The following is a 21136-nucleotide window of genomic DNA, read 5'->3' as shown; positions in this document are numbered from 1 at the left end:
TCCTTTTGGGATTTTTCGTTACTGGTTCTTTTTGCGTTTCTTATTATTTTGTCTTTCTGCAGGAGTTAAGTTTTCATTTGCAAACTCTTCGTTATAACCAGTACCTTGTCCTTGTGCGGATGCTGCATTCATTCCTGAAATAGTATGATTTGCTTTTCTTTTACCCATTTTATTTCACCTCTATAACATTTTTTTGTATGTTGAATGATGAGCAGTTCATAGTGTGTATGAACTATAAGTAAAGCGCTAATAGAGCACTTTACTTTATGGTAATAGTATTCATAAGGAGCATGAACACTATTCAAATTTAGAAACATAAAGAAAACTTATGATAATCTATAAGTTTCTTATTATTTACTTATTTAGAAAGTTGTAATAAGATATTATCGTAAGGTATTGAAAAGTTTGTCTACATTTTATATTCAGACAACTTAGTCACGTTTAACAGGGGGGAAACATAATGGTCAAACATAATCCATTTCAATCACGTGCAACTTTTGAAGTAGATGGAAAAACGTATCATTATTATGATTTGAAAGCGCTTGAAAATGCAGGGGTTGGCAACGTATCTCAATTACCATATTCCGTGAAAGTTTTACTTGAATCAGTACTTCGTCAAGTAGACGGACGTGTAATTACAGAAGAGCATGTTACAAATTTAGCGAAATGGGGAACGAAAGATGTGCAAGATATCGATGTTCCATTTAAACCATCTCGTGTAATTTTACAAGATTTCACTGGTGTACCAGCTGTTGTTGATTTGGCTTCGCTTCGTAAAGCAATGGCAGACATGGGTGGAGATCCTGATAAAATCAATCCAGAAATTACTGTAGACCTTGTAATTGATCACTCTGTACAGGTTGATAGAGCGGGTACGGCAGACGCGCTTGCATTCAACATGGACTTAGAGTTTAAACGTAATGAAGAACGTTATAAATTTTTAAGCTGGGCACAAAAATCATTTGATAACTATCGTGCAGTTCCACCAGCTACAGGTATTGTACACCAAGTAAACCTTGAATATTTAGCACCAGTTGTTCATGCTGTGAAAAATGCTGAAGGTGACTTAGTTGCATACCCAGATTCATTAGTTGGAACAGACTCACATACAACAATGATTAATGGTATCGGCGTTCTTGGATGGGGTGTTGGTGGTATTGAAGCAGAAGCAGGAATGCTTGGACAGCCTTCATACTTCCCAGTACCTGAAGTAATCGGTGTGAAATTAACAGGTACACTTCCAAGTGGTACTACAGCAACTGACGTTGCCTTAAAAGTAACGCAAGTATTACGTCAAAAAGGTGTAGTTGGTAAATTCGTTGAGTTCTTCGGTAATGGACTAAAGAGCATGCCTTTAGCTGACCGTGCAACAATTTCAAATATGGCACCAGAATACGGCGCAACTTGTGGATTCTTCCCAATCGATGATATTTCATTAGAATACTTACGTTTAACAGGTAGAGATGAAGAACAAATTCGCGTTGTTGAAGAATACTGTAAAGCGAACGGTTTATTCTATACAGCAGACAGTAAAGATCCAATCTACACTGATCTTGTAGAAATTGATTTAAATACAATCGAATCTAACCTTTCTGGACCGAAACGCCCACAAGATTTAATTCCACTTTCAGATATGAAAGATGCGTTCCACAAAGCTGTTTTAGCACCAGTTGGAACACAAGGACTTGGATTTAATGAGCAAGAGTTCGATAAAGAAGTGAAGGTTACATTAGAAGATAAAGAAGTAACGATGAAAACAGGTGCAATTGCAATCGCTGCAATTACAAGCTGTACAAATACATCAAACCCATACGTATTAATTGGAGCAGGTCTAGTTGCGAAGAAAGCAATTGAAAAAGGACTTGTAGTACCTGAGTATGTAAAAACATCATTAGCACCAGGATCTAAAGTTGTTACTGAGTACTTAGATAAGTCTGGTTTAACAACATATTTAGATCAATTAGGTTTCCAAACAGTTGGTTACGGTTGTACGACTTGTATCGGTAACTCTGGTCCATTAGCGCCAGAATTAGAAGAAGCAATCGCAGCAAACGACTTATTAGTAACATCTGTTTTATCTGGTAACCGTAACTTTGAAGGGCGTATCCACCCACTTGTAAAAGCAAACTACTTAGCATCACCACCACTAGTTGTGGCATATGCACTTGCAGGTACTGTTGATATTGACCTGAAAAATGATGAAATCGGTAAAGATGCAAATGGCAATGCTGTTTACTTCAACGATATTTGGCCATCAGCTAAAGAAATTGAAGATGTAGTTCAAAGTGTTGTTACATCTGAACTGTTCAAGAAAGAATATGCACAAGTATTTAACAGCAATGAGCGTTGGAATGAAATCCAAACTTCAAATGAAGCGTTATATACTTGGGATAATGATTCAACATACATTCAAAACCCACCATTCTTTGAAGGATTATCTAAAGAGCCAGGTGAAGTTGAAACATTATCAGGCCTACGCGTAGTTGGTAAATTTGGTGACTCTGTAACGACAGACCACATTTCACCAGCAGGTTCAATCGGTAAGCATACACCAGCTGGACGCTACTTATTAGAAAACGGCGTACAACCAGTTGACTTCAATTCTTACGGTTCTCGTCGTGGTAACCATGAAGTTATGATGCGTGGTACATTCGCGAACATCCGTATTAAAAACCAAATCGCACCAGGAACAGAAGGCGGATATACAACATATTGGCCAACAGGTGAAGTAACGTCTATCTATGATGCTGCTATGAAATATAAAGAAGATGGCACAGGCCTTCTAGTTGTTGCTGGTAAAGATTACGGTATGGGAAGTTCTCGTGACTGGGCTGCGAAAGGAACAAACTTACTAGGTATTAAAGCAGTAATTGCAGAAAGCTTTGAGCGTATTCACCGCAGTAACTTAGTGTTAATGGGTGTACTACCACTTCAATTTAAAGATGGCGAAAGTGCTGAAACGTTAGGTCTTGTTGGTAACGAGTCATTTGAAATTCAAATCGACAAAACAGTTAGACCACGCGATCTTGTGAAAGTAGTTGCAACTGATGCAGATGGCAATGAAAAACAATTTGAAGTAGTAGCTCGTTTCGATAGTGAAGTAGAAATTGACTACTACCGTCACGGTGGTATTCTGCAAATGGTTCTTCGTGAGAAAATTGAAGAGTCTAAAGTGTCGAACTAAATAATTGAAATGAATAATAAGGAAGCTAACAATAGTTAGCTTCCTTATTTTATGGAAAGGGATGAAACCATATGGTTTCATCCCTTTCTTTTTTACTACGAAAAATGGAGGAAACGTCATGAAAGAATATAAAAGAATTCTGTTACCGTTACAGAAAGAAAAAATATTAGTAATAGCAGCTGTATGTAGTGGGATAATTGCTGCCATTTTAAATTTATCTCGCCCAATTTTCATGGGATTAATTGTAGACAATCTTATTCAAAGGGAGCTAAAAGGTGCGTATGTATATATAGCTTTGTTTGCGGGTAGTCACTTTTTAATGTGGGCGAACAATCTTTTATTTGATTATATAAGTTCAAAAGCGAGTCAACGTATATTACAAACGAAACGTATAGAATTATTGCGTCACTATTTCTCATTACCGTTTGAAGAGAGTGAGAAGATTAAGCAAGGAGAGTTAGAAACTTTGGTCGTGTCTGATATTCCGAACTGGGTCAGATTATATGGCTCTATATTAATAGAATATATACACGCTATTGCCCAATTTATTGGAGCTTTCATAGCACTACAACATATAGATATACAGTTTATATTGTGGGTAACTCCGTTTTTATTTTTAAGTACAATTGTTCCAATACTGATGGGAGAAAAGGTAAGAGATATTGCAAGCGTTTCTCAAAAAAATCACTCAAGTGTTGTAGAGATGGTGTCACAGTTTGTAAAGGGGATACAAGATTTGCGGAGTTTACAAAAAGAAAAATGGGCAATTCGCTTATTTAAAGAAGTAACGGCACAATCGTATAAATCAGAAGTAAAGAAGACGATGATGCAACATTGCATTGGAGTAGTTGGAACGGTGATTGAAACAGGAGCATATATTGTTGTTCTCATTATAGGTGCACAAAAAATAATGAGGGGAGAAATAGAAGTTGGTTCACTCATTGCAGTGTTAGCGACAATTGAGATGCTCTTTTTCCCTGTCCGTTATGTGGGCGATTTATTAATAATGACACAAGTTGCAGTCGCTTCGGCAAATAGAGCTTTTTGCTTTTTAAATAAACGAGCAGCAGATAGCAATGTAGAAAGAGCGATGGGGATCAGGATAACAAATGTTTCATTTCAGGAGAATGACGAAGAGAAATGCAGAATTCATAATATTGATTTGCAAATTCGTCCTGGTGAACTCGTTATGATTGTGGGAGAAAGCGGTGCAGGAAAAACAACGCTTTTAAAGTTAATAACGGGCTTGTATAAACCATCTAACGGTAGCATTGCTTATTATGGTAATGAAGCTCGTATGACTACAGTGTGGCAAGAACCACGTTTTTTCCGAACGACGGTAACAGAGAATATGTATTTCGGGGAAGAGGGTTTAGAAAATCAGTTAGAAAAAAATAGTGAACTTATAAATGCAACGCCGATTATTAGAGGGTTACCTGAAGGGAGTCAAACTGTGCTACATAAAAGCGGTGAAGAGTTTTCGGGAGGCGAAAGAAAACGTCTTGCATTATTGCGCGCGATTGTATCAAATCCAACTCTTATTATTTTAGATGAACCGACGGCTGGGTTAGATCCGGGCAATCAAGAACTGGTTTGGAATATGATTGAAGGGATAGGAAGAGATGTAACGAGAATTGTGGCAACACATGATGTAGAGAGAGCGATGATAGCAGATTGTGTTGTTGTCATAAAGAATGGGACTATTGTGGAATGTGGGAATCCTAGAGAATTATTAAATTGCAACTCATTGTACAAAGAGTTGCAAACAAAAAGATAAGAGATATGTAATGCTCTTATCTTTATTCCGCTATTTGCCGGGCAGCCCGATTGGTGAGGGCTGATTAAAGTTTCACTTTATTCGGTCTCATTAAGTTGATAAGTATAAGAATTCGAATCACTAGAATTAACTTCTTTGACGAGAGTAAGTTGATTTGTATCTGGATTATATTTGAAAATCTTAATTGTATGTTCGCTACTTAGTAATGGATTATATTCTTGAATAGCGAATGTATTTTCCGCGATTTGTGTCATATTACTGGTGGGAACATTTTCTATGGAATCATGATTTGTAGAAATTTCAACGACTTTTTCACTGTTGAAAAATAAAAGAACGATTACTAAAATAACTAAGCATATTCGTATATAGCGTAGCTCTTTGGTGATAGGGTGTTCTCCCAAAACAATCATCCTTTCTATAGCTATTCTATAGTAGTAATGGTAGTCATCGTGAAAAAAGTAATAATGCCGAGGCCTGCCAAAAGGATAAATGAGATTAATGCGATATAGAGACAAATATGTCCAACTTGTTTTTTTTCAGGATCTTTACTAAATAGTGAGATAATCCATGTGATAATTCCGATTGGGGAAAATATAAAACTAAGAATATATAGAAGTATTTTTTTAAATAAATTCATGAGAGCTCCTTTCATTGTAAAATGTTCTATGTATTTCTAATTATATGATTAAAAGGTAAATATTTCATCTTAGTTATAAAAATTCTGATTATTTAGAATGTGAATATTTCCAAGCTTGTCCGTATAAGCTAAAATAAGGTATATAGTATTTTGATGAATGTGTTAAAAGAAGATAATACGTTAGGGTGATATAAAATGTGGCGAAAGCTTACGATTATTGTAGTGTTACTTTGTTTAGCGGGATATGCAGCTTATGAACAGTTTGGTCATAAAGAGCAGGCGGTAAAAGTGAAGCAAGAAAAAAGTGAAGCTGCGATGAAAGAGATTATCGCAAGGAATGGTATTGAGATAGGGAAGAGTGCACCGGACTTTACATTAACGAAGTTAGATGGGACAAATGTAAAGTTATCGGATTTAAAAGGAAAGAAAGTAATTTTAAACTTTTGGGCTACGTGGTGTGGACCATGTCAGCAAGAAATGCCTGATATGGAGGCTTTCTATAAAGAACATAAAGAGAACGTAGAAATTTTAGCGGTCAATTATACGCCTTCAGAAAAAGGTGGGGGGGAAGAGAAGGTAAGCAATTTTGCTAAAGAAAAAGGAATTACTTTTCCTATTTTATTGGACAAGAACATTGATGTGACAACAGCTTATAAAGTAATTACGATTCCAACTTCGTATTTTATAGATACAAAAGGTGTCATTCAAGATAAGTTTATTGGGCCGATGACACAAAAAGAGATGGAGAAAAGAGTTGCTAAATTAAAATAACGGTGAAAAGGTAGAGATGGAGAGTTCCCATTTCTGCCTTTTCTTTTTCAAGTAGTAATCACTTCATGATATGATGTAAGAAATATAACCGTTTAGAGATAAAGGAGTGTATGGAGTGGGGAATGTATCCTTACCGTTAGATTATGTTGTAATTGATTTTGAAACAACAGGATTTAACCCTTATAATGATAAAATTATTCAAGTTGCAGCAGTGAAATATCGTAATCATGAATTAGTAGATCAATTTGTTTCATACGTGAATCCAGAGCGGCCAATTCCGGACCGAATAACGAGTTTAACAGGTATTACTAATTATCGCGTTTCAGATGCACCGACGATTGAAGAAGTGTTACCTTTATTTTTAGCATTTTTACATACAAATGTTATTGTGGCCCATAATGCTTCTTTTGATATGCGCTTTTTGAAAAGTAATGTAAATATGCTTGGGTTGCCTGAACCTAAAAATAAAGTAATTGATACTGTATTTTTAGCAAAGAAATACATGAAGCATGCGCCTAATCATAAACTTGAAACGTTAAAACGAATGCTTGGAATTCGTTTAAGCTCTCATAATGCATTTGACGATTGCATTACGTGTGCTGCTGTTTATCAAAAGTGTGCAGCTATTGAAGAAGAAGGGAAACGAAAAGTAAATAAGGCTATGCTTGATGAAACTGCGGTATATGAAGCGGTGAAAGAAATACTTGCATGTAATAAACGTAATGTAGAATGGCTACGTTGTATGAACGTAGGAAGTTATTTAGATATAAAAGCTTTTTATCCAGTTATGAGATTAAAGGTAAAAGGGCGAAAGAAATATGTATTAACAGAGATATTAGAAGAAGATGTGAAAGAAATATGTACAAGTTTAAAATGTGAACCGGCGTTAAAAAGTGAAGTTGGTAATACGAGAATTATGCTTAATAGCTTAGAGGATGTTATGAAATTAGAAAGTTATATTTTAGAGCAGTATGATTTTGTATTACAGGCGCTTCATGATTATAAAGAAAATGAAATGAATGCAGATGAAAAGTTGAAAGAGTATTTAAATATTATGGTATAAAAAACTCCGTGTGCAATATATTGTACACGGAGTTTTTTTAGGAGTACTAAAACATAAAATTTTCTTGCAAATCTGATTAAAGAGTTTTTTGTTTGCTCATACTATGTAATAAGAAAGCGAAGGAGAGAGGGTGAACAACATGAGAAGAAGTCGCCGTAAATCGTTTGAAGAACTTGTAAATGAAAATAAACAACAATTATTAAGCGATCGTGAGGCAATTGATCGCATTGAAGAGCGCATTGAAAAACGTTATGAAATGAAACTTTTTAAGCAAGCTGAATAATTCTTAACACTAGTACGATACTAGTGTTAAGGAGGCGATAGTAATGGGTAATCCGAAAAAAAATTCAAAAGACTTTGCACCGAATCATATTGGAACACAATCAAAAAAAGCTGGTGGAAATAAAGGAAAGCAAATGCAAGATCAAACAGGTAAACAACCGATTGTTGATAATGGTTAAAGAAAAGGAGAATATTACATTCTCCTTTTTTATGTATAAATTTGAGGAAAGATAGGTAATTTAAGATGGTGTGTATATACAATATTAGGAGGGAAGTACATGCCAAATCCAGATAATCGAAGTGACAACGCTGAAAAGTTACAAGAAATGGTGCAAAATACAGTTGATAACTTTAATGAAGCAAAAGAAACAGCGGAACTTTCTAATGAAAAAGATCGTGCTGCTATTGAAGCAAAAAATCAAAGACGTTTAGAAAGTATTGACTCATTAAAAAGTGAAATCAAAGATGAATCTTAACAAAATGTACAAAAAGGGCTGACTTTTGTCAGCCCTTTTTCGTAATCGTAAAGTTTTCAACAAGTAAACGCCAATTTTGTGGAAATGGCAAGCCAATCTTCCAATAACTAATACCGCCAATGCCCTGCTCTTTCATTAAATTGAATTTACTTTGAATAGACCTCGCATCTTCAAACCAAACTTCATGTTGTACGCCATTTTCGTCAAAGTAATTAAAATGTGGAGCTTGAGCTGTGAAATCATAGCGGATAGGAACATTATATTTACGAGCAAGTGCAACAGCTGCGACAGAGCTAACTGCTTTTGCTGGTGGATTCCCTTGTTTGAACGGAAGTTTCCAATCGAATCCGTATAAGTTTTGCCCCATCATAATTTTTTGGGGAGGCATTTGAGATTTTGCGTATTGAAGTACTTCTTTTACAGGACCAATAGGAGAGATTGCCATTGGTGGCCCGCCCTGCCAACCCCAGTCATATGTCATAATGACGACGAAATCAACAATTTGCCCTTGCGCTTTATAATCATGGGCTTCGAAAAATTTTCCCTTTTGATTTGAACTTGTTTTCGGTACGAGAGTTGTGCTTAATGTGTACCCGCTAGGTAAGCGTGTTTTTACATTTCGTAAAAAGCGATTATAGGCCTCGCGGTCTTCGGGTGCTACACTCTCGAAATCGAAATGAATGTCTCGCATGCCATATTTTTCAGCTGTTTGCAAAATGTTAGTAATAAATTTGTTTTGAATCGTTGCGTTGCGTAAAATAACCGATGTTAGATCTGCACTGAAATTACCATTTTCAATATTTGTAATAACGAGCATAGGGATTGTTTGCCCTTGCGTTGCAATATTAGCAATTTTAGCTGTTTCAGTAGGTTCTTTTAATGTGCCATCTCTTTTTGCCTCAAAACTAAAATAAGCTAAATATGTTAAAAATGGATTGATGGCACGTGTAGCATTAACTAAACTCTCTTTAATCGGTATAGTGGAAGGTTGTAAATAAGCGATGGATTCTACAGCTCGTTTTGTGCCTTTTGGTACATATAATTGTTGTCCGACATGGAGAATAGATTTTAAAGATAAATTATTAACTTTAGCTAAACTAGCGAGGGGGACATTATATGTTTGAGAAATCCGATAGAGGCTGTCACCAGGCTGTACATAATAATTATTTCCTTTCGTATTAACGATAAGTGCCTGACCAACAACGAGCGTTTCAGCGGGATTTAGTCCATTGTCTTTTACTATTTCGTCAGGTGTTGATCCATATTTTGATGCCAAGCTATATACGCTATCACCGCTACGAACCGTTACAATTTGAATCATATGCTTGCTCCTTTCGGGAAAAGATTCACTATTTTTATTTTATTTTTGATGTCACTGTATTATGATTAAATGTATGCAAGGTAGCAGAAGTGAAAGAAGGCGAATATACATATGTTTGTAGCAGAACATGAAGTTGAAATCCGTTATGCGGAAACAGATCAAATGGGTGTTGTTTACCATTCAAACTACTTAGTGTGGCTTGAGTTAGGTCGCACGAAACTTATACAAGATTTAGGTTTTTCATATGTTGAAATGGAGAAAGAAGGAATTATTTCTCCTGTGTTAGATTTACAAATTTCATACCGTAAAGCGATGCGTTACGGAGAAAAAGCAATCGTAAAAACATGGGTAGATACTGTGAGCCCACTTCGCGTTGTATATGGATATGAAATATATAATGGTGATGGTGAACTTTGTATTACTGCAAGTACGACGAATATTTGTGCGAAAAAAGAAGGGTTCCGCCCTGTATCATTTAAAAAGTTATATCCTGAGTGGTATGCGAAATATGAGGAAATTAAGAAAAAATAAAAAAGCGTGGCAGAAGCCACGTTTTTTTATTTTTCATAATTAAATTGTGGGAAGTCGTCACCTTCGTTAAGTGTAACAGATAAATTATGTCCATCGAAGAACCATTCATCATCGCCTTCAATAAAGAAGTTAATACCTTCTTCTTGAATTTGAACAGCAGGATGTGCAGGATCATCTTTACGAATCCCTAAAGAAAGTCCTTTTTGCACAGTACTGCAACCACCGTATTGTACGAAAAAGCGTAGTGTTTCATTTGATTGTAAGTTTAATTCATTTTTATACCATTGTGCTGCTTCTTTTGTTACGGAAAGATTCATGTATAGTTCCTCCAAATTATGTTGCTTTTTCTTTAGTATAAAAAATAACGCAAAAAGACGCTATTAATATGCTTCACGTTTTCTTTTTGCGTTATGTGGGTTACGATCTTATTTTTGCTTTTTTGAAAAGTTTGCTTTTGGTTCAGTTTTATTTATAATTCGTCCGATATTTGCACGGTGTTTATAAATAACCATACCTGCTAATAAACACATCGCAATAATGAAGATTTTATCCCCGCTAACAATGGATGCAATAACAGCAACAACTGCTGTTACCATAGAAGAAAGTGATACGTATCTTGTTGTAAATAAAAGGGTGAAAAATACAACAGCCAATATTGCAAAAACAACTGGTGAATAGCATAATAGCACCCCAGCAGAAGTTGCAACTGCTTTACCACCGCGGAATTTTGCGAAGATTGGATAGACATGTCCAAGAACAGCCGCTAACCCGAACCATAGTGGATGAATATCTAATCCGAAAATCATTGGTAGACTTGTTGCTAATGTCCCTTTTAAAATGTCAGCAATTGTAACGGTAAAACCTGCTTTTTTCCCTAATGTGCGGAATGTGTTTGTTCCGCCTAGATTACCGCTCCCGTGCTCACGAATATCGATTCCGTAGCCGATTTTTCCAACAACTAGTGCAAATGGAATCGAGCCAAGTAAGTAGGCAACGATAAATAAAAGATATGTAGTAACCATAAGTTCAGTCTCCTTTATTCAAATGTGTTGATAAAGGGTAAAAAGAGTTTTTCCCGTATATTGTACCATACATTTGTAAAGAGCACATTTCTTTTTTGTAAATGAAAAATTCATTATTTCGTGAAAAAAATTTCACAGTAATGTTACATTTCTCACAGAAACAGTAAGACTATATGTAGTAACATTTTAATCAAAAGATAACAACATATTGGTGGAGGGTTATAAATGTTACAAAATAATACACGTGGAGAAGAAGAATTAATGAAAGTGTTTGAGACAATAGTCCACGGCAATGAACAAGATTTGATGCAAGAAAATGCAAATGTAGACGGCCGCTCTCCAATGGGCGTAATGGGAACGTTCGCATCTGAGAGTGCAAAATATTATGCTGTTGAGAATTTATTGTCAGATCAAGTGAAAAAAGCGATAAATGAAAATATATTATATCCACATGATTTAGATTTTTATGCAACAGGAACGACGACTTGTTCACAAATTCCGTTAGCGCAAATGCTTGCTAACGGTTTTCATACTGGACATGGACATATGAGACAACCGCAAGACATTAAAAGTGCATTGGCTCTTTCGTCTATTATTTTTCAAGCGAATCAAAATATGCAGCATGGTGGTCAATCGTTTGCACTCTTTGATATTGATTTAGCACCTTATGTACGAAAAACAATTGAGAGACATAAAAAACGATTACAATCATATCCGCTTACGAAAGAACAAATAGAAGAATTCGCATGGAAAGAAACGGAAAATGATACGTATCAAGCGTGTGAGGCTTTCGTTCATAATTCGAATAGTATGCATAGTAGGGGCGGAGGACAAGTACCGTTTATTTCTATTAATTACGGAACAGATACATCAAAAGAAGGAAGAATGTTAATTAAACAACTTTTAAAAGCGACACAAGCTGGACTTGGTAAAGGAGAGACACCGATTTTTCCGATTCAAATTTTCAAGATGAAAAAAGGTGTGAATTTTGAAGAAAGTGATCCGAACTACGATTTATTTGAATTAGCATTAGAGACAACGGCTGAACGATTATTCCCTAACTTTTCATTTTTAGATGCTCCGTTTAATGCAGTACATTATGATGGAAGACCAGAAAGTGAAGTATGTTACATGGGATGTCGTACCCGTGTTATGTCTAATATACATGGAGAAGAAACAGCGATTGGTAGAGGGAATTTATCATTTACGTCTATTAATTTAGTGAAATTAGCGTTAATTAGTGGTTCAAAAGAAGCGTTTTTTGAAGCGCTAAACTATTATTTAGATTTAGGAATTAAGCAGCTATTAGAAAGATATGCGTATCAATGTACGAAGCGAGCAAGAGATTTTCAGTTTTTATATTCACAAGGTGTATGGCGTGGTGGAGAAACGTTGCAGCCTGAAGACTCCGTAGCCTCGATTTTAAAACAAGGGACGTTAAGTATTGGTTTTATCGGTCTTGCGGAATGTTTAGTAGCTTTAACAGGAAAGCATCATGGGGAAGATGGAGAATCATGGAAACTTGGGTATGAAATTATTTCCTTTATGAGAGATAGAATGGATAAAGCGACAGAAGAACATCAACTGAATTTCTCAGTAATTGCAACTCCAGCAGAAGGATTATCAGGGAAGTTTGTGAAAAAAGATAGAGAAGAATTTGGTGAAATTAACGGTATAACGAACCATAATTACTATACGAATTCATTCCATATTCCAGTTTATTATAACATTCAAGCGATAAATAAAATCCGTTTAGAAGGCCCGTTCCACGCTCTCTGTAATGGAGGACACATTACTTATATTGAACTAGATGGAGCAGCAATGCATAACAAAAAGGCATTAAAACAAATTGTACAAGCCATGGCAGAACATGGCGTTGGATACGGTTCAATTAATCATCCTGTTGACCGTTGTAAGTGCTGTAGTTATCACGGGGTTATTGGGAATGAATGTCCAAGTTGCGGGAATAAAGATGAGGCTAATATAGAAAGAATTCGCCGTATAACAGGCTATCTTGTAGGAGATATGTCGAAGTGGAATAGTGCGAAACGTAGTGAAGAGATAGATCGGGTGAAACATAAATGAAAGTGATGAATATTATTCATGATAGTGTAGTAGATGGAGAAGGATTGCGGACAGTCGTGTTTTTTGCGGGCTGTCCGCATCGTTGCGTTGGTTGCCATAATCCGAAATCGTGGAATATTTGCAATGGAACGGAAATGACAGTAGAAGAAATTGTGAAAGAGATTGCAAGTAATCCATTAACTGATGTAACATTTTCAGGTGGAGATCCATTTTTTCAAGCTGCTGAAGTGAAAAAGGTAGCAAAAATCGTGAAAGATTTGAAAAAAAACCTATGGATGTATACAGGTTATACGTTAGAAGAGATACAGAGTTCTCAAAATAATGATATGATAGAGTTGTTACATTATGGGGATGTTTTAGTCGATGGAAGGTTTGAAATTGAGAAAAAAGATTTAACACTTCCATTTCGCGGAAGCTCCAATCAACGTATTATTCGATTGAAAGAGTAAAAAGGCGGGATAGATTATATGAATAAAACAGTATTGCTTGTTGAAGATGAAAGAAGATTACGTGAAATTGTTAGTGATTATTTTCGTAATGAAGGCTTTGAAGTAATCGAAGCAGAAGATGGAAAAAAAGCGTTAGAGTTATTTGCAGAGCATGAAATTGATTTAATTATGTTAGATATTATGTTACCGGAAATAGATGGATGGTCTGTTTGTAGAAGAATTAGAAAAGAATCAGCAGTACCAATTATTATGTTGACAGCACGTTCGGATGAGGATGATACATTGCTAGGTTTCGAATTAGGTGCAGACGAGTATGTAACGAAACCATTTAGCCCGAAAGTATTAGTAGCTCGCGCAAAGACGTTATTGAAACGTGCGGATGGTGCGGTAGGAGTAGCGGAAGAAAATGCTATGTCTTTAGCTGGAATAGAAGTAAATCGTCTATCTAGAACTGTTTTAGTAGATGGAGAAGAAATTATATTGACACATAAAGAATTTGAACTTCTTGTGTATTTAATGGAGAACAAAGGAATCGTGTTATCACGTCAACATTTATTAGATCAGTTATGGGGATATGACTATTACGGTGATGACAGAACGGTTGATACCCATATTAAAAAACTTCGAAATAAGCTAGGAGATAAAGCGAAGCATATTGGTACTGTTATTCGAGTTGGTTATAAATTTGAAGAATAATCTAGAACGATTTGTGTAATTTAGCCTAGGGAAATGGCGATTTTATACTCTCTTTTGAAGGTAGAATGTACAAAAAATACTTTTTTTGTCTACAATGTTAGATAGGAGTATTTTTTTAATTAGATTTCACGATGAGTTCACAAGAAGGACACAAAACGTGACTATACTGAAAATACGAATTCACCAGAGAGGGGAAATAAAACATGGGATATTACGACGGACCAAATTTAAATGAAGAGCATAGTGAAACGAGAGAAGTGAGAAAATCAGGTAGTAAAAAAGGCTATTTCTTCACAGGTTTAGTGGGGGCTGTAGTCGGAGCGGTTTCGATTAGTTTTGCAGCACCATATATGCCATGGGCTCAAAATAATGGAGCGCCAGTATCATCATTTAGTTCGGATTCAAAAGTAGAAGGTACTGTAGTTCCTGTTGTAAATAAAGCGAAAAATGAAACTGATTTACCTGGTATGATTGAAGGGGCGAAAGATGTTGTTGTAGGTGTTATTAATATGCAACAAAGTGTTGATCCATTTGCAATGCAACCGACAGGTCAAGAACAACAAGCTGGTTCAGGATCAGGTGTTATTTATAAAAAAGCAGGGAATAAAGCATATATCGTAACAAACAACCACGTAGTAGATGGTGCAAATAAACTTGCTGTAAAACTAAGTGATGGTAAAAAGGTAGATGCAAAGTTAGTAGGGAAAGATCCTTGGTTAGACTTAGCTGTTGTTGAAATTGACGGGGCTAATGTGAATAAAGTTGCAACTTTAGGTGACTCAAGTAAAATCCGCGCGGGTGAAAAAGCAATTGCAATCGGTAACCCACTAGGTTTTGATGGAAGTGTAACGGAAGGTATAATCAGTAGTAAAGAACGTGAAATTCCAGTTGATATTGATGGCGATAAACGACCAGATTGGCAAGCACAAGTTATTCAAACAGATGCAGCGATTAACCCTGGTAACAGTGGTGGTGCATTATTTAACCAAAATGGTGAAATAATTGGGATTAACTCAAGTAAAATTGCACAACAAGAAGTTGAAGGAATTGGATTTGCTATTCCAATTAATATCGCAAAGCCAGTTATTGAATCACTTGAAAAAGACGGAGTAGTGAAACGTCCAGCGCTTGGAGTAGGTGTCGTTTCATTAGAAGATGTGCAAGCTTATGCAGTCAATCAATTGAAAGTACCGAAAGAAGTAACGAATGGTGTTGTATTAGGTAAAATTTACCCAATATCACCGGCTGAAAAAGCTGGTTTAGAGCAATATGATATTGTAGTAGCATTAGATAATCAAAAAGTAGAGAATGCGCTTCAATTCCGTAAATATTTATATGAAAAGAAAAAAGTAGGCGAGAAAGTAGAAGTTACATTCTACCGTAACGGTCAAAAAATGACGAAATCGGCTACTTTAGCAGATAATTCAGCTACAAAGAATCAATAATCGAAATAAAAGAAAGTCTCTTTCATATTGAAAGAGACTTTCTTTATCGGCTATACTAAAGGAATAGGAGGGATTAATTATGACAATTGAAAACCCAACTCGTACGGAAATTGGTGAAGTGTTAAAGAAAAGCAAAACAATTGCGGTTGTTGGATTATCAGATAAGCCAGAACGTACATCGTATATGGTTTCAAAAGCAATGCAAGATGCTGGATACCGCATTATTCCAGTTAATCCAACAGTAGATGAGGTGCTTGGAGAAAAGGCAGTTTCTTCACTAAAGGATATTAAGGAACACGTTGACATAGTAAATGTATTTCGTCGCTCAGAGTTTTTAATGGATGTTGCAAAAGAATTTGTAGAGATTGATGCAGATGTTTTTTGGGCACAATTAGGAGTACAAGATGAGGATACATACAAATTTTTAAAAGAAAAAGACTATACTGTAATAATGGATCGTTGTATTAAAGTAGAACATGCGATGACAAAATAGTATAGATTTAAAGGTAGAAAGATTGATTCAGCCCTCATTATAGATAAGTAGGGCCGATGAACGAGGTGTTCATCATGAGATTTTTTAAAGGCTGTTTTTGGGGGTTGTTATTTGTAATCCCATTTTGGATCTTGATCATTTGGATCATAATAAAGGTTTGGAATGTGTAATCTTGGAATACATATCCATTTCTCGTTGACAAACGATTATTTTTCTGAAATAGTAGCCTAGAGGAATCCTTGTGAGAAAACAAGGATTTTTCTATTGAAAATGGTATATAAAAGAGATAAGATAACTTGCCAAAACTATAGTCGAGGCGTTATTCTATAATAGAAACATATGTTCTGATTTTGGATTAGGAAAGGGGCAAGGAGTTTGGCGAAGCATCAGTTCCAATATAATGAAGATGCGATTCAAGTGTTAGAAGGACTTGAAGCCGTTCGAAAACGCCCGGGTATGTATATCGGGAGCACGGACAGCCGTGGATTGCATCATTTAGTATATGAAATAGTAGATAACTCCGTTGACGAAGCGTTAGCGGGATTTGGCGACGAAATTTCAGTCGTAATACATAAAGATAATAGTATTAGCGTTATAGATAAAGGGCGAGGAATGCCTACGGGAATGCATAAACTTGGGAAACCTACACCTGAAGTTATTTTAACTGTACTTCATGCCGGTGGTAAGTTTGGTCAAGGTGGTTACAAAACGAGTGGTGGTTTGCACGGTGTTGGGGCATCGGTTGTAAATGCCTTATCAGAATGGTTAGTCGTAACGATTAAGCGTGACGGAAATATTTACGAACAACGCTTTGAAAATGGCGGTGTTCCTGTAGCGACGCTTGAGAAAATCGGGAAGACGAAAGAGTCTGGTACTACGATGCATTTCAAACCAGATACAACGATTTTCAGCACAACAAATTATAATTATGAAACATTATGTGAGAGATTACGTGAATCTGCATTCTTATTAAAAGGAATGAAAATCTCAATAAAAGATGAACGAAATGATTTAGAGGATGTATTTCATTATGAAACGGGAATTGAAGCTTTCGTTTCATATTTAAACGAAGAAAAAGATTCCATTCATCCAGTTGTATATTTCACTGGTGAACAAAATGGAATTGAAGCAGAACTAGCATTTCAATTTAACGATGGCTACTCAGAAAACATTTTATCGTTTGTAAATAACGTACGTACAAAAGATGGTGGAACACACGAAGCTGGATTTAAAACAGCGATGACGCGTGTGTTTAACGAGTATGCTCGTAAAGTAGCACTATTAAAAGAAAAAGATAAAAACTTAGAAGGCACAGATATTCGTGAAGGTGTAGCGGCTATCGTTTCGGTACGTGTACCAGAAGAAGTGCTTCAGTTTGAAGGGCAAACGAAAGGGAAACTAGGTACAAGTGAAGCGCGTTCTTCAATTGATGCCATTGTATCTGAGCATTTAGCATACTTTTTAGAAGAAAATCCTGATGTAGCTACACTTCTTGTGAGAAAAGCAATTAAAGCAGCACAAGCCCGTGAAGCAGCCCGTAAAGCAAGAGAAGAAGCGCGTAGTGGTAAGAAAAAGAAAAAATCAGAAGGTACGTTAAGCGGGAAATTAACACCTGCACAATCACGTAACCCGCAAAAAAATGAACTGTACCTAGTAGAGGGTGACTCTGCCGGTGGTTCTGCGAAACAAGGACGAGACCGACGTTTCCAGGCCGTATTACCGTTACGTGGTAAAGTAATTAATACAGAAAAAGCAAAGCTTGCTGATATCTTTAAAAATGAAGAGATTAATACAATCATTTATGCGATTGGCGGCGGTGTAGGAAATGAATTTGATGTTGAAGATATTAACTACGATAAAGTTGTAATTATGACCGATGCCGATACGGATGGGGCTCATATTCAAGTATTGTTATTAACGTTCTTCTACAGATATATGAAGCCACTTATCGAAGCTGGTAAAGTGTTTATCGCACTTCCTCCTTTATACAAAGTAAGTAAAGGAAAAGGTAAGAGTGAGGTAATTGAATACGCTTGGTCAGACGAGGAATTAGACGGTGTAACGAAAAAAGTTGGAAAAGGCTATATGTTACAACGTTATAAAGGACTTGGTGAAATGAATGCGGATCAATTATGGGAAACAACAATGAATCCTGAAACGCGTACATTAATTCGCGTGAAAATTGATGATGCAGCAAGAGCAGAGCGTCGCGTTACAACATTAATGGGCGATAAAGTAGAACCGCGCCGTAAATGGATTGAACGTAATGTACAGTTTGGTATGCAAGAAGAAGGAAATATTTTAGAAAATGAAATGATTATGGAGACGGAGGTGGAATAACATGCAAGCAGAGAAGTTTCATGACCTCCCGCTTGAAGACGTGTTAGGTGATCGTTTTGCACGTTATAGTAAATATATTATTCAAGATCGTGCACTTCCAGATGCACGTGATGGCTTAAAGCCAGTACAAAGACGTATTTTATATTCTATGTATGTAGAAGGTAATGTACATGATAAAGCGTTTCGTAAATCAGCTAAAACAGTAGGTAATGTTATCGGTAATTATCATCCACATGGAGATTCCTCTGTATATGAAGCAATGGTACGCTTAAGCCAAACTTGGAAAGTACGTAATGTTTTAGTTGAAATGCATGGTAATAACGGTAGTGTTGATGGGGACCCAGCGGCAGCGATGCGTTATACGGAAGCTCGTTTATCACCAATCGCATCTGAATTATTACGTGATCTTGATAAAGAAACAGTTGAATTCGTGTCAAACTTTGATGATACGAGTGAAGAACCGGTTGTATTACCAGCAGCGTTCCCGAATTTATTAGTGAACGGATCTACAGGGATTTCCGCTGGTTATGCAACAGAAATTCCTCCGCATCATCTTGGAGAAGTTATTGATGCTACAATGATGCGTATTGATAAGCCAAATAGTACTGTTGATGATTTATTAACAGTTATGAAAGGACCAGATTTCCCAACAGGCGGTATTATTCAGGGGATTGATGGTATTAAAAAGGCGTATGAAACAGGTAAAGGTAAAATTATTATTCGCGGAAAAGCAGAAGTTGAAACAGTGCGCGGTGGGAAACAACAAATTGTAATCACTGAAATTCCTTACGAAGTGAATAAGGCAAATCTTGTAAAGAAAATGGATGAATTACGTCTAGATAAAAAGTTAGATGGTATTGCTGAAGTGCGTGATGAGACAGATCGTACTGGTTTACGAATTGTTGTTGAATTAAAGAAAGAAGCAAACGCCGAAGGTATTTTAAATTATTTATATAAAAATACAGATTTGCAAATTCCATATAACTTTAATATGGTAGCGATCAATAATCGTCGTCCAACACTTATGACATTACCGAAAATTTTAGATGCTTATATTGGACATCAAAAAGAGGTTATTACGAGACGTTCGCAATATGAATTAAGAAAAGCAGAAAATCGTCAACATATTGTAGAAGGTTTAAAGAAAGCATTATCGATTTTAGACCAAGTAATTGAAACAATTCGAGCTTCAAAAGATAAACGTAACGCGAAAGATAATTTAAGTGCAAAATTTGGCTTTACAGAAGCACAGGCAGAAGCAATTGTTTCCTTGCAATTATATCGCTTAACGAATACAGACATTACGGCGTTACAAGAAGAAGCAGATGAGCTTAATAAGAAAATTATTGAGCTACAGGCAATTTTACAAAGTGAAAAAAGATTACTTCAAGTAATTAAAACAGATTTAAAGAGAGTTAAGAAAACATATAGTGATGATCGACGCGCAATTATTGAAGATCAAATCGAGGAAATTAAAATCGATGTAGAAGTGATGATCCCACAAGAAGATGTCATCGTTACTGTAACGAAAGAAGGATATGTGAAACGTACTGGATGGCGCTCACATAATGCCTCAAATGGCAAAGACTTCGGTATGAAAGAGGGTGACATCTTACTTGAACGATTCGATACGAATACGACAGAGACAGTCCTCTTATTTACGAATAAAGGCAACTATATATATCTGCCAGTATACGAAATGCCAGATATTCGTTGGAAAGATTTAGGTCAGCACGTTGCTAATATCGTTTCACTCGACCGGGATGAAACAATCATTTGGGCAACGGTTGTACCGAACTTTGAGGAAGAAAAACGATTTATCGTATTTGTAACAAGAAATGGTATGATAAAGAAAACAGAATTAAATCAATATAAAGTTCAGCGTTATTCAAGGGCATTCGTTGCTGTAAACTTGAAAAAAGATGATGAAGTTGTCGATATATTTGCGACAGATGGAACGAGTGATATCGTTCTTGCTACACACGGTGCATATGCACTTATTTTCCATGAAGATGAAGTAAGTCCAGTCGGTGTAAGAGCTGCTGGCGTGAAAGCAATTAATTTAAAAGAAGATGACTATGTCGCTTCTGGTAAACCGTTAAATGGTGACAAAGATCAACTTATTCTCGTAACACAGCGCGGTGCTGTAAAACGTCTAAAAGCATCAGAAATTGAAAAATCAACGAGGGCGAAACGAGGTCTTGTTATTTTCAAAGAATTAAAACGTAATCCGTACCGCATTGTCGGTATTGAAATTGTTCGGGACGATGAATTAGTTTACATGAAGACAGAGAAAAACATTGTAGAAGAGATTGATCCGAAAGCGTATCGAAATAAAGACCGGTATAGTAATGGTAGCCTAGTGCTAGATGTTAATGATACTGGTGAAGTAGTAGAAACGTGGACGAAGAAAAGACCAGAATAAAGAGGGCATCTTGCTATGAATAATAGCAAGATGCTTTTTTCTAGGCAATTTATTATGTAAATAATAATAATCTTGTTATAATAACTGAATGAAATCGTTCTCATAAAGTGAAACTTTAATCAATGGGGATTTTCTTTAT

At 36.1% G+C, this 21136-nt stretch carries 21 protein-coding genes; 15 read left to right on the top strand and 6 right to left on the bottom strand.

Translation table 11 applies throughout. The features are described from left to right. Positions 1-18: 18 nt before the first annotated feature. Complete coding sequence (gene sspO / locus HFD78_RS17715) at positions 19-168, bottom strand: acid-soluble spore protein SspO (RefSeq protein ID WP_000518055.1); 150 nt, start codon at positions 166-168, stop codon at positions 19-21. Between the two features lie 292 nt (positions 169-460). Between sspO and acnA the strand changes: the two genes are divergently transcribed. Further along, positions 461-3184 (top strand): aconitate hydratase AcnA, encoded by a 2724-nt coding sequence (gene acnA / locus HFD78_RS17710; protein WP_000238558.1) that lies wholly within the window; start codon positions 461-463, stop codon positions 3182-3184. A gap of 118 nt (positions 3185-3302) precedes the next feature. Next, positions 3303-4961, top strand: coding sequence for an ABC transporter ATP-binding protein (locus tag HFD78_RS17705; RefSeq protein WP_000666360.1), 1659 nt, complete (start codon positions 3303-3305; stop codon positions 4959-4961). 77 nt (positions 4962-5038) lie between these two features. Here HFD78_RS17705 and HFD78_RS29965 read toward each other — a convergent pair whose 3' ends face one another. Then, positions 5039-5371, bottom strand: coding sequence for a YmzC family protein (locus HFD78_RS29965; protein WP_074595727.1), 333 nt, complete (start codon positions 5369-5371; stop codon positions 5039-5041). Positions 5372-5382: 11 nt separating this feature from the next. Beyond that, complete coding sequence (locus HFD78_RS17695; protein ID WP_001048152.1) at positions 5383-5598, bottom strand: hypothetical protein; 216 nt, start codon at positions 5596-5598, stop codon at positions 5383-5385. Positions 5599-5793: 195 nt separating this feature from the next. Here HFD78_RS17695 and HFD78_RS17690 point away from each other — a divergent pair, with 195 nt between their 5' ends. From HFD78_RS17690 to tlp, 5 genes are all read left to right on the top strand, one after another. Next, complete coding sequence (locus tag HFD78_RS17690) at positions 5794-6369, top strand: redoxin domain-containing protein (protein WP_000269054.1); 576 nt, start codon at positions 5794-5796, stop codon at positions 6367-6369. Between the two features lie 115 nt (positions 6370-6484). Beyond that, positions 6485-7432, top strand: coding sequence for a 3'-5' exonuclease (locus HFD78_RS17685; RefSeq protein WP_000528755.1), 948 nt, complete (start codon positions 6485-6487; stop codon positions 7430-7432). 139 nt (positions 7433-7571) lie between these two features. After that, on the top strand, positions 7572-7715 hold the full coding sequence (locus HFD78_RS17680; protein WP_001254703.1) for an FbpB family small basic protein: 144 nt from the start codon (positions 7572-7574) through the stop codon (positions 7713-7715). Between the two features lie 43 nt (positions 7716-7758). Beyond that, positions 7759-7893 (top strand): acid-soluble spore protein SspN, encoded by a 135-nt coding sequence (sspN, locus tag HFD78_RS17675; protein WP_000527987.1) that lies wholly within the window; start codon positions 7759-7761, stop codon positions 7891-7893. Positions 7894-7992: 99 nt separating this feature from the next. Beyond that, positions 7993-8190: a small acid-soluble spore protein Tlp gene (gene tlp / locus HFD78_RS17670; protein ID WP_001133511.1), complete on the top strand. Its 198-nt coding sequence runs from the start codon at positions 7993-7995 to the stop codon at positions 8188-8190. Between the two features lie 28 nt (positions 8191-8218). Here tlp and HFD78_RS17665 read toward each other — a convergent pair whose 3' ends face one another. Continuing rightward, positions 8219-9511: a glycoside hydrolase family 18 protein gene (locus HFD78_RS17665; protein WP_098204777.1), complete on the bottom strand. Its 1293-nt coding sequence runs from the start codon at positions 9509-9511 to the stop codon at positions 8219-8221. A gap of 111 nt (positions 9512-9622) precedes the next feature. On the opposite strand from HFD78_RS17665, the gene HFD78_RS17660 reads away from it, so the two are divergent. Continuing rightward, the gene (locus HFD78_RS17660) at positions 9623-10042 is read left to right on the top strand and encodes an acyl-CoA thioesterase (protein WP_000495812.1); all 420 of its coding nucleotides are present in this window, start codon (positions 9623-9625) and stop codon (positions 10040-10042) included. A gap of 26 nt (positions 10043-10068) precedes the next feature. Here HFD78_RS17660 and HFD78_RS17655 read toward each other — a convergent pair whose 3' ends face one another. Beyond that, the gene (locus HFD78_RS17655; protein WP_001054453.1) at positions 10069-10359 is read right to left on the bottom strand and encodes a HesB/YadR/YfhF family protein; all 291 of its coding nucleotides are present in this window, start codon (positions 10357-10359) and stop codon (positions 10069-10071) included. A gap of 108 nt (positions 10360-10467) precedes the next feature. After that, on the bottom strand, positions 10468-11064 hold the full coding sequence (gene plsY, locus HFD78_RS17650; protein ID WP_000258974.1) for a glycerol-3-phosphate 1-O-acyltransferase PlsY: 597 nt from the start codon (positions 11062-11064) through the stop codon (positions 10468-10470). Positions 11065-11289: 225 nt separating this feature from the next. On the opposite strand from plsY, the gene HFD78_RS17645 reads away from it, so the two are divergent. The 7 genes from HFD78_RS17645 to parC all read left to right on the top strand — a co-directional run bounded on the left by HFD78_RS17645 (position 11290) and on the right by parC (position 20997). Then, complete coding sequence (locus HFD78_RS17645; RefSeq protein WP_000940073.1) at positions 11290-13149, top strand: anaerobic ribonucleoside triphosphate reductase; 1860 nt, start codon at positions 11290-11292, stop codon at positions 13147-13149. After that, positions 13146-13598: an anaerobic ribonucleoside-triphosphate reductase activating protein gene (gene nrdG, locus HFD78_RS17640; RefSeq protein WP_000867078.1), complete on the top strand. Its 453-nt coding sequence runs from the start codon at positions 13146-13148 to the stop codon at positions 13596-13598. The genes HFD78_RS17645 and nrdG overlap by 4 nt, the downstream gene beginning before the upstream one ends. Positions 13599-13616: 18 nt before the next feature. After that, positions 13617-14294, top strand: a complete 678-nt coding sequence (locus tag HFD78_RS17635) for a response regulator transcription factor (protein WP_001044679.1) — start codon at positions 13617-13619, stop codon at positions 14292-14294. A gap of 203 nt (positions 14295-14497) precedes the next feature. Further along, on the top strand, positions 14498-15739 hold the full coding sequence (locus HFD78_RS17630; RefSeq protein WP_000542641.1) for a S1C family serine protease: 1242 nt from the start codon (positions 14498-14500) through the stop codon (positions 15737-15739). 79 nt (positions 15740-15818) lie between these two features. Then, a complete protein-coding gene (locus HFD78_RS17625; RefSeq protein ID WP_000151387.1) occupies positions 15819-16232 on the top strand; it encodes a CoA-binding protein in 414 nt (137 codons plus the stop codon). Positions 16233-16607: 375 nt separating this feature from the next. Next, a complete protein-coding gene (gene parE / locus HFD78_RS17620; RefSeq protein ID WP_098204776.1) occupies positions 16608-18572 on the top strand; it encodes a DNA topoisomerase IV subunit B in 1965 nt (654 codons plus the stop codon). Between the two features lies 1 nt (position 18573). Next, entirely contained in the window at positions 18574-20997 is a 2424-nt protein-coding gene (gene parC / locus HFD78_RS17615) for a DNA topoisomerase IV subunit A (protein ID WP_001147463.1), read from the top strand. Positions 20998-21136: the final 139 nt, after the last annotated feature.

Source organism: Bacillus sp. EKM501B, from assembly GCF_011800505.1.
GTDB lineage: Bacteria > Bacillota > Bacilli > Bacillales > Bacillaceae_G > Bacillus_A > Bacillus_A cereus.
The sequence above is the reverse complement of the archived record's forward strand: the minus strand, read 5'-3'. Positions and strand labels throughout refer to the sequence as shown.

Coding starts and splice junctions, on each gene's coding strand:
- sspO (WP_000518055.1), bottom strand. CDS start 168: ATGGGTAAAAGAAAAGCAAATCATACTATTTCAGGAATGAATGCAGCA.
- acnA (WP_000238558.1), top strand. CDS start 461: ATGGTCAAACATAATCCATTTCAATCACGTGCAACTTTTGAAGTAGAT.
- HFD78_RS17705 (WP_000666360.1), top strand. CDS start 3,303: ATGAAAGAATATAAAAGAATTCTGTTACCGTTACAGAAAGAAAAAATA.
- HFD78_RS29965 (WP_074595727.1), bottom strand. CDS start 5,371: ATGATTGTTTTGGGAGAACACCCTATCACCAAAGAGCTACGCTATATA.
- HFD78_RS17695 (WP_001048152.1), bottom strand. CDS start 5,598: ATGAATTTATTTAAAAAAATACTTCTATATATTCTTAGTTTTATATTT.
- HFD78_RS17690 (WP_000269054.1), top strand. CDS start 5,794: ATGTGGCGAAAGCTTACGATTATTGTAGTGTTACTTTGTTTAGCGGGA.
- HFD78_RS17680 (WP_001254703.1), top strand. CDS start 7,572: ATGAGAAGAAGTCGCCGTAAATCGTTTGAAGAACTTGTAAATGAAAAT.
- sspN (WP_000527987.1), top strand. CDS start 7,759: ATGGGTAATCCGAAAAAAAATTCAAAAGACTTTGCACCGAATCATATT.
- tlp (WP_001133511.1), top strand. CDS start 7,993: ATGCCAAATCCAGATAATCGAAGTGACAACGCTGAAAAGTTACAAGAA.
- HFD78_RS17665 (WP_098204777.1), bottom strand. CDS start 9,511: ATGATTCAAATTGTAACGGTTCGTAGCGGTGATAGCGTATATAGCTTG.
- HFD78_RS17660 (WP_000495812.1), top strand. CDS start 9,623: ATGTTTGTAGCAGAACATGAAGTTGAAATCCGTTATGCGGAAACAGAT.
- HFD78_RS17655 (WP_001054453.1), bottom strand. CDS start 10,359: ATGAATCTTTCCGTAACAAAAGAAGCAGCACAATGGTATAAAAATGAA.
- plsY (WP_000258974.1), bottom strand. CDS start 11,064: ATGGTTACTACATATCTTTTATTTATCGTTGCCTACTTACTTGGCTCG.
- HFD78_RS17645 (WP_000940073.1), top strand. CDS start 11,290: ATGTTACAAAATAATACACGTGGAGAAGAAGAATTAATGAAAGTGTTT.
- nrdG (WP_000867078.1), top strand. CDS start 13,146: ATGAAAGTGATGAATATTATTCATGATAGTGTAGTAGATGGAGAAGGA.
- HFD78_RS17635 (WP_001044679.1), top strand. CDS start 13,617: ATGAATAAAACAGTATTGCTTGTTGAAGATGAAAGAAGATTACGTGAA.
- HFD78_RS17630 (WP_000542641.1), top strand. CDS start 14,498: ATGGGATATTACGACGGACCAAATTTAAATGAAGAGCATAGTGAAACG.
- HFD78_RS17625 (WP_000151387.1), top strand. CDS start 15,819: ATGACAATTGAAAACCCAACTCGTACGGAAATTGGTGAAGTGTTAAAG.
- parC (WP_001147463.1), top strand. CDS start 18,574: ATGCAAGCAGAGAAGTTTCATGACCTCCCGCTTGAAGACGTGTTAGGT.